This window comes from Micromonospora sp. KC606 (assembly GCF_004348675.1).
Taxonomy (GTDB): domain Bacteria; phylum Actinomycetota; class Actinomycetes; order Mycobacteriales; family Micromonosporaceae; genus Micromonospora.
The window spans coordinates 1-15483 of the sequence record NZ_SMKN01000137.1; the positions used below are offsets into that span (position 1 = coordinate 1).

13 protein-coding genes and 1 tRNA gene are annotated in these 15483 nt (G+C 72.1%); 6 read left to right on the forward strand and 8 right to left on the reverse strand.

The window, feature by feature from the left end:
* The 5 genes from E1193_RS22030 to E1193_RS22050 all read right to left on the reverse strand — a co-directional run.
* Positions 1-3559, reverse strand: a 3559-nt coding sequence (locus E1193_RS22030) for an adenylate/guanylate cyclase domain-containing protein (protein ID WP_132185087.1), incomplete at its 3' end; no start/stop codon positions are given.
* Complete coding sequence (locus E1193_RS22035) at positions 3556-4356, reverse strand: MBL fold metallo-hydrolase (protein ID WP_132185088.1); 801 nt, start codon at positions 4354-4356, stop codon at positions 3556-3558. The genes E1193_RS22030 and E1193_RS22035, both read right to left, overlap by 4 nt.
* A 126-nt stretch (positions 4357-4482) precedes the next feature.
* Positions 4483-4944, reverse strand: coding sequence for a RidA family protein (locus E1193_RS22040; RefSeq protein ID WP_132185089.1), 462 nt, complete (start codon positions 4942-4944; stop codon positions 4483-4485).
* Positions 4941-5096 (reverse strand): DUF4177 domain-containing protein, encoded by a 156-nt coding sequence (locus tag E1193_RS22045; protein ID WP_013736319.1) that lies wholly within the window; start codon positions 5094-5096, stop codon positions 4941-4943. The genes E1193_RS22040 and E1193_RS22045 overlap by 4 nt, the downstream gene beginning before the upstream one ends.
* Positions 5097-5144: 48 nt before the next feature.
* A complete protein-coding gene (locus tag E1193_RS22050) occupies positions 5145-5627 on the reverse strand; it encodes a hypothetical protein (protein WP_132185090.1) in 483 nt (160 codons plus the stop codon).
* A gap of 327 nt (positions 5628-5954) precedes the next feature.
* Between E1193_RS22050 and E1193_RS22055 the strand changes: the two genes are divergently transcribed.
* Genes E1193_RS22055 through E1193_RS22065 form a run of 3 tightly spaced genes read left to right on the forward strand, consistent with a single transcriptional unit; the run spans position 5955 to position 8715 of the window.
* Complete coding sequence (locus E1193_RS22055; protein ID WP_132185091.1) at positions 5955-6509, forward strand: hypothetical protein; 555 nt, start codon at positions 5955-5957, stop codon at positions 6507-6509.
* A 26-nt stretch (positions 6510-6535) separates the two neighbouring features.
* Positions 6536-7513 carry an ArsA-related P-loop ATPase gene (locus tag E1193_RS22060; RefSeq protein ID WP_132185092.1) on the forward strand — a complete coding sequence of 326 codons (978 nt, stop codon included), beginning with the start codon at positions 6536-6538 and terminating at the stop codon, positions 7511-7513.
* Between the two features lie 53 nt (positions 7514-7566).
* Entirely contained in the window at positions 7567-8715 is a 1149-nt protein-coding gene (locus E1193_RS22065) for an ArsA-related P-loop ATPase (RefSeq protein WP_207922803.1), read from the forward strand.
* Between the two features lie 10 nt (positions 8716-8725).
* Here E1193_RS22065 and E1193_RS22070 read toward each other — a convergent pair whose 3' ends face one another.
* Positions 8726-9046: a WhiB family transcriptional regulator gene (locus E1193_RS22070; RefSeq protein WP_132185094.1), complete on the reverse strand. Its 321-nt coding sequence runs from the start codon at positions 9044-9046 to the stop codon at positions 8726-8728.
* A gap of 404 nt (positions 9047-9450) precedes the next feature.
* On the opposite strand from E1193_RS22070, the gene E1193_RS22075 reads away from it, so the two are divergent.
* Entirely contained in the window at positions 9451-11886 is a 2436-nt protein-coding gene (locus E1193_RS22075) for a transglycosylase domain-containing protein (protein ID WP_132185095.1), read from the forward strand.
* Between the two features lie 63 nt (positions 11887-11949).
* Here the strand turns inward: E1193_RS22075 and E1193_RS22080 are convergent, their stop codons facing one another.
* Positions 11950-12405 carry a GatB/YqeY domain-containing protein gene (locus E1193_RS22080; protein WP_132185096.1) on the reverse strand — a complete coding sequence of 152 codons (456 nt, stop codon included), beginning with the start codon at positions 12403-12405 and terminating at the stop codon, positions 11950-11952.
* 25 nt (positions 12406-12430) lie between these two features.
* Between E1193_RS22080 and E1193_RS22085 the strand changes: the two genes are divergently transcribed.
* Both E1193_RS22085 and E1193_RS22090 read left to right on the forward strand, forming a co-directional pair.
* Positions 12431-13324, forward strand: a complete 894-nt coding sequence (locus E1193_RS22085) for a metallophosphoesterase (protein ID WP_132185097.1) — start codon at positions 12431-12433, stop codon at positions 13322-13324.
* 109 nt (positions 13325-13433) lie between these two features.
* Positions 13434-13510: transfer RNA gene (locus E1193_RS22090), tRNA-Pro, on the forward strand.
* A 117-nt stretch (positions 13511-13627) separates the two neighbouring features.
* On the opposite strand, the gene E1193_RS22095 is transcribed toward E1193_RS22090, so the two are convergent.
* Entirely contained in the window at positions 13628-15142 is a 1515-nt protein-coding gene (locus E1193_RS22095; protein WP_132185098.1) for a LacI family DNA-binding transcriptional regulator, read from the reverse strand.
* Positions 15143-15483 lie beyond the last annotated feature (341 nt).

Below are 15483 nucleotides of genomic sequence, written 5' to 3' on the forward strand. Positions count from 1 at the left end.
GGACGCGGAGGGCGTCGGCAGCGGCGCGTTCGCTGCGCTGCTCGGTCGCGTACGCCAGGCGGACCGCCTCCTCGGCGCAGGCCAGCGCCTCGACGGGCCGGCCGCAGGCGGCAAGCGCCTCGGCCAACACGCTCGCCCCGACGACCTGGCTGCGGACGTCCTCAGCGGGCGCGGCGACCGCACGGCGGGCCCAGTCCAACGCCTGTTCCCGCTGGCCGTGGGCGAGCAGGGCCGAAGCGTACCGGGCCATGGTCTGACGGCGAGAGAAGAGCAGCGTCGGGTTGCTGGACGCCGTGGTCGCCACCGGGGCGAGCAGACCGACGGCGGTGGCCGGATCACCGGCCGCCACCCGGGCCGTGGCCAGCAGCACCCGAGGCGCGACCTGGGCCGGCGCCTGCGGATTGTGCGGTTCGACGGCGGTCAGCACCGCCCGGGCGTCCCGTTCGGCGGTCTCGCAGTCGCCCATGTCCAGTGCCACGAAGCCGCGCAGGGTGCCGGCCATCCCGGTGAGCAGCGGGTGCGAGGTGCGCCCGGCGTACGCCAGGGCATCGGTGAGCAGGTCGGCAGCGTGCTCCGGCTCGCCCAGCCCACGCGCCACCACCCCCCGCGCGACCAGCGCGAACCCGCGCCCCCAGTCGTCGGAGACCTCGGCGAAGTCCCGGTACGCGCGGCGTGCCGCCCGGTCCGCCTCGGCGATCTCGCCCAGCTCGGCCCCGGCGAAAGCCTCGACGGCGCGCAGCGTGCCGACCGCCCACGCCTCGCCGACCCGCTCGCCGAAGGGAAGGAACACCCGAGCCAACCGGCAGGCCTCCCCGAGCCGGCCGGCGAGCAGTCGGGCGAAGGCGGTGGTGCCGCGCAGCCAGGCCCGGCCGTACGGGTCCCTGAGTTCGGCGAACAGCCGGGCGGCCCGGCCGAGCACCGCGTCGGTGCCGGCGAAGTCGCCCCGGGTGGTGGTGACCCAGGCCAGGTTCTGCAACGACCACGCCTGCCCGCGCGGGTCCTGCGCGGCGAGACTCACCTGGTACGCCGCGGCGAGCCGGCTGCTGGCCTGGCTGAGCCTACCGGCGACGAAGTCGGCCATGCCGAGCCGGCGCATCGCCGAGGCGCGCAGGGTGGGCAGGCCGCCGGCGCTGGCCACCTGCAACGCCTCCCGCCAGGCGGCCGTCGCCCGGGCCTGCTCGCCGAGGGCCTGGTGGGCCTGCCCGGCGAGTAGCAGGGCGCTGGTCCGCACGGCCGCCTCGTCCCCGGCGTTGGCGGCGATCTTCTCGGCGAAGGCGAGCGCGTCGCCCGGTCGCCCGACCTGGAGCAACGCCCGGGCGTGCACCACCCGGTCGGCGGCGGGCACCCCGTCCCGGGCCAGCTCGGCGGCCCGCTCGGCGTACTCGACGGCGAGGGCCGGCTCCCCGGCGTGCAGCGACCGGCGGGCGGCTCGGCCCAGGGCGGCCACGCCCAGCGGGGCGACGGTCCGGGCCGGCGCGTCGGGGCGCAGCTTGACCGCGTCGGCGAGCGCCGCGGCCCGTTCCACGTGCTCGGCGACGAAGTCGTCGCGTACCGCGTCGGTGAACCCGCCGGGCAGGGCACCGGTGCCGCCAGGGGCGGCCCAGCGGGCCAGCGCGGCGTGCCGTTCGGCCAGCTCGGCCTTGCTGACCCCGGTGTACGCGGCCTCCCGCATCAGTGGGGTGGCGAAGGCGTAGCCGGTGCGGACGCGGTGCAGCATCCGCCGTTGCAGCAACTCCTCGACGGCCCGCGCCAGCTCGACGGCGGCCACCGCGGCGGGCCGGCCACCGAGCCCGACACGCTGCTCGCGCAGCGCCTCCAGCGCTCCGTCCGGCACGGTGTCACCGACCACGGCGGCGTCCCGGAGGACCGAACGGGCGTCCGGCGGCAGCGCGTCGATCCGGGCCGCGAGGACGGCCGCCAGGTCGCGGGAGAGCAGCCGGCTGCCCAGCGAGCCGGGCGCCAACCGCCAGCCCTCGGGGCCGCTGCGACGGTCGGCGTACGCGGTGAGCGCCCCCCGCTCCATCAGCAGGGTGACCAGCTCGGCCAGGTAGAACGGGTTGCCCTGGGCGGTGGCGAGCAGCCGGTCCGCGTCGGCCTGGGGCAGCTTCCCGCCGCCCAGGTAGCTGGTGAGCAGCCGGGCCGCGTCGGCGCCCCGCAGCGGGGGCAGCGCGTGCACCTCGGCGTCGGCGACGCGGGTCAGCGTCCCGGCGGTGCGGACCAACTCCGGGCGGCCGAGCAGCAGCACCAGCACCGGGCCGGTGAGCCGGGAGAGAGTGAGCCCGAGCGCGCTGATCGTCTCGGCGGTCGCGTCGTGCAGGTCGTCGACGACCATCACCAACGGCGTCTCGCCGGCCAGGGCGCTGAGCAGCCCGGCCACCGCGTTCGGCACGGCCTCGGCGTCGGCCGGGGTGGCCCCGGCGCTCCACTCCCCGTGGTCGGTGGCGTGCCCGCCGGGCAGCTCCGCGTACCCGAGCAGGGCCAGCAGGTGGTCGGTGGCGAGCGGGCCGCCGCCACGCTGCCCGAGCCGCTGGCCGAGCCGGCGCAGCCGTTCCTCCACGGCGGGACGGGTGAGCGCGGTGGACATGTCGTTGGGCAGGCCGACCGCGGCCCGGACCAGGTCGGCGAGGGGGGCGAGCCGGCGGCGTTCACCGAAGGCGGCGCAGCGTACGGAGAGCACCCGGGCGCCGGTGTGCGCGGCGTACCGCCCGGCGCCGACGTCGTACCCGGCGGCGAGGCGTTCCACCTCGGCGGCGAAGCGCGACTTGCCGATGCCCGCCTCGGCGGTGACCAGCAGCACCCGGGGCTCGCTGCGGTCGATGACCTCGGCGAGCCGGCCGGCGACCCGCCCGATCTCGGTCTCCCGGCCGACGAAGGGCGCCTCGTCGCCGAGGCCGGAGCGGGTGCCCGGGGCGTCCAGGAGGCCGAGCAGCTCGTACGCCTCGACCGGTTCGCGCTTGCCCTTGAGCCGAAGCGGGCGCAGCGCCCGCCAGGAGGCGACGTGCCGGGTGGCGGCGGAGGTGCGGGCACCGGCGTAGACGGCGCCGACGGCGGCGGCGTCGGCCAGCCGGGCGGCCGTGTTCACCGTGTCGCCGATGACCGTGTACTCGATGGCGGCCTGGATACCGGCGATGACGTCGCCGGTGTTCAGCCCGACCCGCAGGCCGAGCGGCGCGCCGCCGCCCCGTTCGTCGTCGAGCACCCGGCGGACGGCCCGCTGCATCGACAGCGCGGCGCGAACGGCCCGTTCCGCGTCGTCCTCGTGGGCGACGGGCGCGCCGAAGACAGCCATGATGCCGTCGCCGGTGAGCTTGTCGACGTGCCCGCCGAAGGTCTTCACGGCACCGGCGAGGGCGGCGAGCACCCGGTCGGTGACGGCGCCGACCCGTTCCGGGTCCAGGTCCTCCGACCAGGAGGTGAAGTCCGACAGGTCGCCGAAGAGCACGGTGACCACCCGGCGCTCGGCGGTGGGCAGGGTCGCGGCGGCTGGCAGGGCGGCACCGCAGTTGTGGCAGAACCGCGCCCCGGGGACGGCCAGCGTGCCGCAGACCGGGCAGGTCACGGCTGCTCCACCCCGAGGTGTACCAGCTGGGCGCGGACCGACCACTCGGCCGCCCACCACAGCGACCGGTCGACGTCGGCGTACACGGCCGCGACGACCTCGGCGGCGGTGCTGGCGCCGGCGGCGACCGCGGCCCGGACCTGGTCGAGCCGGGCCCGGCGGTGGGCCAGGTAGAACTCGGCCGCCGCGCCGCAGTCGGCCAGCGCCGGGCCGTGTCCCGGCAGCGCCGGGATCCCCCGGTACGTGGCGAGCAGTTCCAGGCTGGCGAGGTAGTCGCCGAGGTGCCCGTCGGGGTGCGCGACCACGGTGGTGCCGCGGCCGAGGATGGTGTCGCCGGTGAGGACGACCTGCTCGTCGTCGTGTTCCACGAGGAAGCAGACCGAGTCGGCGGTGTGCCCGGGGGTGTTGAGGAGCTGGATCTCCAGACCGAAGCCGCCGAAGTGCTCGCCCGGCTCGGTCAGCGGCTCACCGCCGATGGTGTGCGCCGGGTCGGCGGCGAGCACATGCGCGCCACCGAGCAGCTCGCTCAACCGGGGAGCGCCCTCGGTATGGTCCGGGTGCCCGTGGGTGATCAGCACGAACCCGATCGGCCCGTGCCCCGCGACAGCGGCCAGGTGCTCCTCGTCCGCCGGCCCCGGGTCGACGACGACCGCGTACTTGGCGCCGGGGGCACGCAGCACCCAGGTGTTGGTGCCGTCGAGGGTCATCGGGCCGGGGTTGGGCGCGCGCAGCAGCGTCACCCACTCCGGCAGCGCGTCGGCGAGCGCCGCCGCCGGCACAGTCAGATGCCCGGTCATGGCTGCGATCGTACGACCCTGCCCGCCACTCCCCGCGATCTTGCAAGGTCCGGCCGGCGTTTGTGCTTCTCCACGCCCTTTTGTCCGGAACTGGCGGCGCGCGATCGCGGGGGTGGCAGGCGAGGCTCAGGCGACCTCGACGATGACGTCGACCTCGACCGGGGCGTCCAGTGGCAGCTCGGCGACCCCGACCGCGGCGCGGGCGTGCCGGCCGGCCTCCCCGAACACCGTGCCGAACAGGTCGGAGGCGCCGTTGATCACGCCGGGCTGACCGGTGAAGCCGGGCGCGCTCGCCACGAAGCCGGTCAGCTTGACGATCTTGACGACGTTCTCCAGGCCGACCAGGGCGTCCACGGCGGCGAGGGCGTTCAGCGCGCATCGCGCGGCGAGGTCCTTGGCCTGCTCGGCCGAGACCCCCGCGCCGACCTTGCCGGTGGCGAGCAGCTTGCCACCGGCGATCGGCAACTGGCCGGAGACGTAGACGTGCTGCCCCGACTGCACGGCCGGGACGTAGCTGGCCACCGGCGGGACGACCTCGGGCAGGGTCAGGCCTAGCTCGGCGAGCTTGGCGTGCGGACCGTTGCTCATGCCTTGGGCCGCTTCAGGTACGCGACGAGCTGCTCCGGGTTCGGGCCGGGAACCACGGAGACCAACTCCCAGCCGTCCTCGCCCCAGTTGTCGAGAATCTGCTTGGTCGCGTGGACCAACAGCGGAACCGTGGCGTATTCCCACTTCTGCATCGGTGGAAGGCTCCCTTGGCTGACGTGGACGTGCTAACCGGGCACAGCCTACGGTCCGGACGACGGGCGGGGTGCGGGACGCTGCTCCGGCGCCGCCGGCGCCTCACCGCACGGGCCGTCGTGGTCGTACGGCTGGGGGCAGCGGGAACGGTCCGGCAGCAGCAGGTCGCAGAAGACCCGGTGCCGGTTGTTCTGGTCGTCGACGGTGGAGACGGTGGTCTCGCCGGCGTCCAGCTCGGCCAGGAAACCGAGCGAGGTGGCCACCGTGCCGGCCAGCGCGGTCGCCGCGGCGAGGTCGGCCACCCGGATCGGCAGGTGGATGACGTAGCCGGGCTCATCCTCGTCCCGGGCGCGGTCATGGGAACGATTCAGGACGCGCAGCACCTCCTGCGGTTCGGCGTGCCGCCGGTAGGACCGCTCGTTGACCGGCAGCCCACCGCCAGGGGTGCCCGCGTCACCCCGGGCGCCGAGCCGCGCCGCCCGGTCCCCCGCCGGGACCTGGGCTCGAGCGATGTTGTCCGCGTCGCGCATGCACTGCCTCCGGGCCTCGTACGTGATCTGATCGCCAACCGGACCGGACCCCCTGTCCGACCCGTCCCCCGTCCGGGCACGAACGTAGGACCGGCGCCAGTACGCCACAACGGGACGCGCACGCCCGACCACAGCAAGTCACATATGTGACACATGGCTGGTCCGGAAGGCGATCGCGCCGAACCGGCACGTCGTGCGCGACAGGTCACAGCGGACCCCGTCGACCGCTACCCTTCTGCCACGAACGGGCGATGAGGATTCGCCCGGCGTACCCGAACCCGCGTCCGCGCCCGGGGAGGCGAGGATGCCCTTCCCCGGGGGGACCACATGAACCGACCACCGACCGGCGGTGTGACCGGACCGGCCAGCTCCCCGTCCTCCGGCCCGGCCTCTCCGGGCACGGCGGCTTCCTACCCGGCCCACCGGCCCGCGACGGGGAAGCTGAAGCGGAGCCGGCTCGCCGTCTCGCTCACGATCGCCGCGGCGCTTCTGCTCTGCGGTGGCGGCACGGCGGCCGCCTATCTGGCCCTGCCCGACCGCGAGGACGGCGCCGGCGCGGTGGAGCCGGCTGTGGCGGTGGACAACTTCCTCAGCGCCGTCTACCAGGATCGGGACGCGCGGAGGGCGGCCGGCTTCGTCTGCGCGGCCTCCCGCGACCAGCAGAAGATCGCAGCGAAGGTCGCCGAGGTCGACAGGTACGCCTCTGGGCACGCCAACCCGCGGTTCCGGTGGGCCACCCCCCGGGTGGACAACCAGACCGGAGATCGGGCCACGGTCAGCGCGCGGGTCGTGATGACCACCGCCGACGAGAAGATCGCCGAGCAGGCGCTGCGTTTCACCGTCGTACGGGAGAAGGGTTGGTGGGTCTGCGAGGTGGCCTGACGCCGCCTGGTGGATAGGCTCGACGGGTGCGAGCAGCTGAGCCCCCGGCGGAACCGGCCGGTCCCGGATGGCCGTCCCGCCTGCACGTGGTGACCGGCAAGGGCGGCACGGGCAAGACGAGTGTGGCGGCGTCCCTGGCGCTCGCCCTGGCCGCCGGCAACCGGCGCACCCTGCTGGTCGAGGTGGAGGGGCGGCAGGGCATCGCCCAGCTCTTCGGGACCGACCCGCTGCCGTACGAGGAGCGGCACCTGACCGACGCCCCCGGCGGCGGCGAGGTGCGCGCCCTGGCGGTGGACGCCGAGGAGGCCCTGCTCGAGTACCTCGACATGTTCTACCGGCTCGGGGCGGCCGGGCGGGCGTTGCGCAAGCTCGGGGCGATCGACTTCGCCACCACCATCGCCCCCGGCCTGCGGGACGTGCTGCTCACCGGGAAGGTGAAGGAGGCGACCACCCGCACCGCCGGCCAGCGCCGCACGTACGACGCGGTGGTGCTGGACGCACCGCCGACCGGGCGGATCGGCCGCTTCCTCAACGTGACGGCGGAGACCGCCCGGCTGGCGAAGGTCGGCCCGATCAAGACCCAGAGCGAGGGGGTCGCCGCGCTGCTGCGTTCCCCGATGACCGCGGTGCACGTGGTCACACTGCTGGAGGAGATGCCGGTCCAGGAGACCGTCGACGCGATCGGCGAGCTGGCCCAGCTCGGCTTCCCGGTGGGGCGGGTGATCGTCAACGGCACCCGGCCGCCGCTGCCGGTCGGCCGGGAGGTCACCGCGGCGGAGCTGCGGCGGGGGCTGCTCGCCGCCGGGCTGCCCGCCGATCGGGCGACCGTGACCGGGCTGGTCGGCGAGGCGCGGGACCAGCAGGTCCGCCGCGGACTGGAGGATTCGCTCCGGGCCGATCTGGTGGAGCTGGGGCTGCCCATGACCGAGCTGCCGCTGCTGCCCGACGGGGTGGACCGGGCCGGGCTGGCGACGCTCGCCGAGCTGCTCGGCCGGGCCGATTGACTCACACCTGCCGGCGGCTCGACGCGCGGACGGCAACGGCCCGATACGCTCGATTGGTGCCTTCCGAAGACGCGGCGCCACGGCTGGACGTCGACCAGATCCTCGCCGACCCGGGTGTACGGATCGTCGTGTGCTGTGGCGCCGGCGGGGTGGGTAAGACCACCACGGCGGCGGCGCTCGCGCTGCGGGCGGCCGAACAGCACGGCCGCCGCACGGTGGTGCTCACCATCGACCCGGCCCGCCGGCTGGCCCAGTCGCTCGGCCTGACCGAGCTGGACAACACCCCCCGGCAGGTCAAGGGGATCGAGGTCGAGGCCAGCGGCGGCGAGCTGCACGCGATGATGCTGGACATGAAGCGCACGTTCGACGACGTGGTGCTCCAGCACACCGATCCGACGAAGGCGGCGGAGATTTTCGCCAACCCCTTCTACCAGGCCATGAGCTCGACCTTCGCCGGCACCCAGGAGTACATGGCGATGGAGAAGCTGGGGCAGTTGCACGCCCGCGGCGAGTGGGACCTGATCGTGGTGGACACTCCGCCGTCCCGCTCCGCGCTGGACTTCCTGGACGCCCCGGCCCGGCTCTCCCGCTTCCTCGACGGTCGGATGCTGCGGCTGTTGCTCGCGCCGGCGCGTACCGGCGGGCGGAGCATGTTCACCTTGGTCACCGCCGGTTTCGGGATGTTCTCGAAGGTGGTGCAGAAGGTGCTCGGCGCCCAACTGCTCACCGACCTGTCCGGCTTCGTGGCCGCACTGGACTCGATGTTCGGCGGGTTCCGGCAGCGGGCCGAGCAGACGTACCGCATCCTGCAGGCCCGGGAGACGGCGTTCCTGCTGGTCGCGGCACCGGAGTCGGACGCGGTCCGGGAGGCGGCCTACTTCGCGGGGCGGTTGCGCGAGGAGCGGATGCCGCTGGCCGGGCTGGTCGTCAACCGGGTGCACCGGCCCGTCGTGGAGCTGGACGCCGCGGCGAGTCTGGCGGCGGCGGAGCGGCTGGTGGAGCTGGGCGGCCACGAGGCCACCGTCGACGTGCTGCGCGCGCATGCCGCGCTCGCCCGGCAGTCGGTACGCGAGCGGCAGGTGGCGGCCCGGTTCACCGAGGCGTTCCCGGCGGTACCGGCGGTGTCGGTGACCGCGCAGCCCGCCGACGTGCACGACGTCGACGGGCTGCGGACCATCGGCGCGGCGCTCAGCCGGCCGTGACGCGCGGCGCTCAGGTCGCTGCGGTCACCAGGATCTTGTCCTTGCCGGCCTTGTCCTTGGCGTTCTTCTTCATCGCGGCCTCGAACATCTTGCGCCAGCTCGTCACCTGGGGGTGACGGCGGAGCAACGCCCGACGTTCGCGTTCGGTCATGCCACCCCACACCCCGAACTCGATCCGGTTGTCGAGCGCGTCGGCCAGGCACTCGTACCGAACTGGGCAGCTCCGGCAGATCCGCTTCGCCACGTTCTGTTCGGCGCCCTGTACGAACAACGCGTCCGGGTCCCCGTTCTGACATGCCGCCAGTGACGGCCAGTCAGCGATCATGCCCATGTGTACACGTCCCCCCTTGCAGTACCTACCGACTCGTGCGACCAGCCGTCGATCTCCCCCCGGTCGTCCGACCCGTTCCTTCCCCAAGGAGGCACGGACGACGTGTGGCCGGTCGCCGCCACCATCATGCTCTGTAGTCGCCTGATTACGCAACGTTGTCGGCAAAATCCATTATTTCGGACACTCCCGGCTTCCCGGGCCTTCGCTCGCCGCTTACCCGGCCGGAGTACGTGAAAACGCTGCGCCGCTCCACCGATCGGGTGGAGACTCGGCGCCAGGTCACACGCAACCAAGCACCGGGGGTCATGCGTTTAGCACAACGAGGGTCGCGCGCGCAGGAAATGGGGAAAGAACGCCCCGGCGACCCTCGTTCCCTACTCGCGTACCCTGTCGAGGTGACCTGGATGCGGAAACGTGACCACAATGTCTTCACCAACGCCGCATCGCTACTCGTCTGTGGCCTCTTGGCCGGTGTGGTCGTCGCGGCGGCGGCCTTCCCTGCGGTGGCGATGTCCGGACTGGCCGCGAAGGCCGGCGCCGAGACCTTCGGCGCGTTGCCGAAGGAGCTGACCGTCGCCCGCGCGCCGCAGATCAGCTACCTGCTCGCCGCCGACGGCAAGACCCCGTTGGCGACCATGTACGACGAGAACCGCCGGGACGTCAAGTTCGAGGACATCGCCCTGGTCATGCGGCAGGCGATCATCGCCGCCGAGGACCACGACTTCTACAAGCACAACGGGGTCGACCTCAACGGCATCGCCCGCGCCTTCGTCAACAACCAGGCCGGCGCCAACTCGCAGCAGGGCGCCTCGACGCTGACCATGCAGTACGTCCGGCTGGCCATCGCCTACTCGGCGACCCACCCGGCGGACGTGGTCGCCGCGACCGAGGACACCGGGCCCCGCAAGCTTCGCGAGATGCGGCTGGCCATGCAGGTCGACAAGGAGTTCTCCAAGGACGAGATCCTGACCCGGTACCTCAACCTCGCCTCCTTCGGCAACGGCGCGTACGGCATCTACGCCGCCAGCCAGGTCTACTTCGGCAAGCCGCCCAGCAAGCTCAAGCTGGAGGAGGCGGCGATGCTGGCCGGCATGGTCAAGGCCCCGACCCAGAACGACCCGACCACCGCCAGCGGTCGCCCGCTCGCCGAGCAGCGGCGCAGCTACGTCCTCCAGAACATGGTCGAGATCGGCGCCATCACCCAGCAGGAGGCGGACGCCGCCAAAGCCACCGACATGCGGGTCAAGGACAAGCGCACCCCGAACGGCTGCGTGGCGGCCAACAAGAAGGGGTGGGGCTTCTTCTGCGACTTCTTCTACCGCTGGTGGATGCAGCAGGAGACCTTCGGCTCGACCAGCTACGACCGGGAGCGGCGGCTGAAGAGCGGCGGCTACACCATCACCACCACCCTCGACGTGCAGGCGCAGGACGGCGCCGACAGGGCCGTGCGCAACCAGCTGAGCGAGAACAGCAAGGCCGCCCGCATGGTGGCCGTCGTGGAGCCGGGCACCGGCCGGGTGCGGGCACTCGCGGTGAACCGCAACTTCAAGCTCGACGACCCGAAGAAGCCGCAGAACAAGATGTCCAGCGACCCGAAGAAGGCCAAGAAGAAGATCCGGGGCAACTACCCGAACACGGTCAACCCGCTGCTCACCGGCGGTCAGGGGATCACCGGCTACCAGGCCGGCTCGACCTTCAAGATCTTCACGGTGGTCGCCGCGCTGGAGAAGGGCGTCCCGCTCAGCTACACGATCAACTCGCCGGAGGTCTTCCGGTCGAAGTACATCATCGCGCCCGGCCCGGCGGCCTGCCCCGGCACCAACCTCTACTGCCCCAAGAACGCCTCCAAGAGCATGGCCGGCGTGCACGACATGTGGGGTGCCTTCGGCCGGTCGGTGAACACGTTCTTCGTCTCCCTCCAGCAGCAGGTGGGCGCCGATAACGTGGTCAAGGCCGCCAAGAAGCTCGGCATCACCTTCCGCTCGCAGGAGGACCTGACCCTGGAGCGGGGCGCGCACCAGTGGGGCGCGTTCACCCTCGGCGTGTCGCAGACCACCCCGCTGGAGCTGGCCAACGCGTACGCGACCCTGGCCGCCGACGGCAAGTTCTGCGAGCCGATCCCGGTGCAGCAGATCAAGGGGCCGGACGGCGAGAAGCTCGACATCGCCAACCCGAAGTGCGAGCAGCGGGTCAGCACCGAGGTGGCCCGCGCCGCGGTGGACGCCGCCCGCTGCCCGCTGGGTGACCGGTCGTCCACCTCTCGCTGCACCGGCGCCACCGCCCGTAACGTCCGTGGCATCGTCGATGCCCCGGTCGCCGGCAAGTCCGGCACCACCGACTCGGACAGGACCTCCTCCCTGGTGGCGATGACCAAGCAGTACGCGGTGGCCGGCATCATGGCCGACCCGGACTGGCCGCAGACCACCCAGAAGATGGGGCACGACGAGACCCCGCAGGGCATCAACCCGGCGGTCTACAACACGCTGCGGGACGCGATGAAGGGCAAGGAGCGGATCAACTTCACCCCACCCAGCGGCAAGATCATTTACGGTGACCAGCGGTCCATCCCCGGCGTGAAGTGCGAGTCGGTGGACACCGCACGGTCCCGGATCAGGGGTGCCGGCTTCGAGGCGGTCGTCTCCGACACCCGGGTCGCCTCGGAGTGCCCCGCCGGCCAGGTGCACGGCACCAGCCCCAGCGGCCGCACCATCAAGGGCGGCGTGGTGACCATCGAGATCAGCGGCGGTGGCGGCGGCACGCCGGACGGCCAGAGCACGACCGGCCCCGGCGGGCCGGGCACCCCGCCGAACCCGAGAGGGCCCGGCCGACCCCGCGGCTGATGTCACCCGGACAACGACGGGCGGGCACCCTTCGAGGGTGCCCGCCCGTCGGGCGTACCAGGGTCAGAGTCCGAGCTGTCGGCGTACCTCGGCGGCCACCCGGCCCCCCTCGGCCTGGCCGGTCACCGCGGCCTGGGCCGCCTTCATGGCCGGGCCCATCTGGGCCCTGCCGGTGAAGCCGCCCGCGGCGAGCGCCCCCGCGACGAGCTCGGCGAGCTCGTCGTCGGAGAGCTGCTTCGGCAGGTACCGCTCCAGCACCTCGCCCTCGGCGGTCTCCTTGGCGGCCTGCTCGGCGCGGCCCGCGTCGGCGAAGGCGGCAGCGGCCTCCCGCCGCTTCTTCGCCTCCTTGGTCAGCACCGCGAGCACCTCGTCGTCGGTGAGCTCCCGCTTGGCCTTGCCGGCGACCTCGGCGGTGCCGACGGCGGCGAGCGCCATCCGCAGCGTGGAGGTGGTCAGCTCGTCGCGCGCCTTCAGGGCGGCGCGCATGTCGGCGGTGAGGCGGTCCTTCAGCGTGCTCATGGACGGTGAAACTACCCTGAACGACATGCAGAAGCGCACACTATTCCGGCTCGCCGCCGGGACCGTCGCCGCGGGCGCGGCCACCCTGGCGTACGCGTCGCTCATCGAGCGCAACATGTTCACCCTGCGCCGGTACGACGTGCCGGTGCTGCCGACCGACGCGGAGCCACTGCGGGTGCTCCATCTGTCGGACCTGCACATGATGCCGGACCAGCGGCGCAAGCAGCAGTGGGTGGCGTCGCTCGCCGCCCTCGACCCCGACCTGGTGGTGGTCACCGGGGACAACATGGCCGACCCCGAGGCCGTCCCGGGCGTGCTGCGGGCACTGCAACCGCTGTTCGGCGTTCCCGGCGCGTTCGTCTTCGGCTCGAACGACTACACCGGCCCGGTCTGGAAGAACCCGTTCACCTACTTCCTGCCCAACCGCGAGTACACCGAGGGCGCCGCACTGCCCTACGAAGAACTGCGCGACGTCTTCGTCGGCGCCGGCTGGGCCGACCTGAACAACGCCCGCACGTCGATCAAGGCCGGTGGCCGGCTGGTGGAACTGGTCGGCGTGGACGACCCGCACGTCGAGCGGGACGACTACCCCGCCGTCGCCGGACCGGTCTCCGACACCGCGGACCTGTCCATCGCGGTCGTCCACTCCCCCGAGCCAGCGGTGCTGGACCAGATGGCCGCCGACGGCTTCGGCCTGCTGCTCGCCGGGCACACCCACGGCGGCCAGGTCTGCGTGCCCGGGTACGGCGCGCTGGTGACCAACTGCGGGCTGCCCCGATCGATGGCCAAGGGCCTGCACCGCTGGCCCGGCTCCGACTCCTGGCTGCACGTCTCCGCCGGCCTGGGCACCCACCCCACCGCCCCGGTGCGGTTCGCCTGCCCGCCGGAGGCGAGCATCCTGACCCTCATCTCCCGCTGACCTGCGCTCCCGCCACGCCGCCGTCGTACCGAGCCGCCGGGCGACGCGGCGGGCGGGGGTACCGAGTTTGACCACCGGGTCGGGTGGGCTACTATTTCTCAGCACGCCTCGGGGTGTGGCGCAGCTTGGTAGCGCGCTTCGTTCGGGACGAAGAGGTCGTCGGTTCGAATCCGGCCACCCCGACCAGAGTAAGTGCAGCTCAGGGCCGGTCTCCCTTTCGGGAGACCGGCCCTGAGTCGTTACCGGGGTACCCCTGGGGAGAAATCTGGGAGAAGATCTTGGAAAAAGCCTCTCCCAACCGCCCTACGGACCGCCCTTCAACAGCCGGTCAAGCGCCGCCACGGGCGAGCCGGGAGCCATCTCCCGACGGACCGCCAGCGCTGCTTCCCACAAACCGGTCAGCCCGGCCGTGAGTCGCTGCCGCATGTCCGGCGTCACGTGCGAGTAGCGAGCCTGCACCGAACCGTCCTCGTGCCCCATCCGCTCATCCATGAGCTTTGGCGGGGTGCCCAGCTCGACCATGACCGTCTTGTGGCTGTGTCTGAGGCCATGGGGCGTCAGTCGGGGCGCAATGGGCAGCCAGCACGAGTCAGCGCGGTTCGTGGCGTTCCGGCCGCGTACCGGCACGCCGGGCCACGGGTCGGCGAGCACCGGCACCGGGCGCGGCTCTTGCGGTGCCTTCTTCGGGTACCACCCGGTAGCCGCCGGGTGAAACAGCCACGTGGCAAAGCTATTGCGCCGCCAGTGGGCGGCCAATTCTCCCGATGAACCGCTGCCCCGGACGTAGCCCAGGTCTTCGGCTGCGCTGTGAACCTTGACGCGCGTCGTCTCCGACACCATCTCCGGATGGTTGAAGACAGTAGAGGCGGTGCCGACCGACACGCCGGCACGGCGAGCGACGTCGGCAAGCTCTGGCCCCGGTCGTCGTGCTGCCCCGTTGGCGGCCCGGTAGCCACCGAAAACGTATTTAAGTCCGTGGCAGGCGCACGGCTTCGGCCGCGTGCGGGCCATGTGGTCCGACACCAGGCCAAATAGCCACTCGGGCAAGTCAATCGTGCGGTGGGAATCGTCCTTGGGCGGGCAGCGGTGAAGCTCTCCGGTGTCGAGTTCGTATAGCTGCCATTCCACCCGCAGCCCGGCCGAACGCACATACTGCGTCTCCAGGCCCACCAGTTCACCCCACCGCACTCCGGTGTAGCCCTTGAGAACAACGGCCACGAATTCGTCGTCACGGCCGGACAGAAGCGCGGCCCGCTCGGCGAGCAGCAAGATACCGAGCGGGTTGGTAACCGCCTTCTCAGGGCCGCGATTGCGGGAACGGCCAGCGCGCTTACCTCGGCCACGGCGGCGGGTAGCAGGGTTGGAGTCCCGCAGCCCCTCTTCGACGGCATCAGCGAGAATGAGATGAAGGGTCGCCCGCCATGTCTTGATACTCGACTCGGCATAGCCGAGCACTCTTTCCTCCTTCTCCCATGTCATCACGTCATTGGCCGTCATGTCGGCGATCGCAGTGTGCTCAAACGCGGGTAGCAGGTGTTCCTCGATGTGCCGCCTGTAGTTCTGCAACGTCGAGGCGGCCAGGTCTTGAGCCCCGTACCACCGGCTCACGTACTGCCCGAAGGTTATCCGGCTGTCGGCAAGGTTGCGCCGACGGCCGTTGCGCACCTTTGCTTCCATGTCGTTGGCTGCGCGTTCGGCCTCGCGCTTGGTGCGGAAGCGGATGGTTTCGCCGTTGTCATGGCTAACGGTGCCGTACTTTCCGCGATCTATTTTGTATCGGCCGCGCCAGTAGTCGCCACGCTTCTCGGCGTACCCCAAATCGTTCCTCCTTCGTACACAGCAGTGCCGCCCGGCAAGAGGCCGGGCGGCACCTGATATCAACTAGGCTGCGATGGGCGGACCGTCGTTCGCCTTGCGCGCTCGCCGGGGCCGGCGCGCTTTTAGCTGAACTGCCGGCGACGAACGGCGCTGGCCAGGAGAATTATTTCCTCCTGGCCAGCGCTGTTCGTTGGAGCTTTAGCGGATGATTTCAACCCTGTTGTCGCGGACGAGGTTTTTACCGGGTTCGCGTACTTGGTCCATGGCGGCGTTGTTGAGCAGGAGGCAGCCGCCGAATCGTTCGGTGATTTTGATGGTGGTGGACTTGTTGTTGGCCAGGT

Bases quoted from the DNA above. Each gene is read 5' to 3' on its own strand.
- E1193_RS22035 (WP_132185088.1), bottom strand. From the start codon at position 4,356: ATGACCGGGCATCTGACTGTGCCGGCGGCGGCGCTCGCCGACGCGCTG.
- E1193_RS22040 (WP_132185089.1), bottom strand. From the start codon at position 4,944: ATGAGCAACGGTCCGCACGCCAAGCTCGCCGAGCTAGGCCTGACCCTG.
- E1193_RS22045 (WP_013736319.1), bottom strand. From the start codon at position 5,096: ATGCAGAAGTGGGAATACGCCACGGTTCCGCTGTTGGTCCACGCGACC.
- E1193_RS22050 (WP_132185090.1), bottom strand. From the start codon at position 5,627: ATGCGCGACGCGGACAACATCGCTCGAGCCCAGGTCCCGGCGGGGGAC.
- E1193_RS22055 (WP_132185091.1), top strand. From the start codon at position 5,955: ATGAACCGACCACCGACCGGCGGTGTGACCGGACCGGCCAGCTCCCCG.
- E1193_RS22070 (WP_132185094.1), bottom strand. From the start codon at position 9,046: ATGGGCATGATCGCTGACTGGCCGTCACTGGCGGCATGTCAGAACGGG.
- E1193_RS22075 (WP_132185095.1), top strand. From the start codon at position 9,451: ATGCGGAAACGTGACCACAATGTCTTCACCAACGCCGCATCGCTACTC.
- E1193_RS22080 (WP_132185096.1), bottom strand. From the start codon at position 12,405: ATGAGCACGCTGAAGGACCGCCTCACCGCCGACATGCGCGCCGCCCTG.
- E1193_RS22085 (WP_132185097.1), top strand. From the start codon at position 12,431: ATGCAGAAGCGCACACTATTCCGGCTCGCCGCCGGGACCGTCGCCGCG.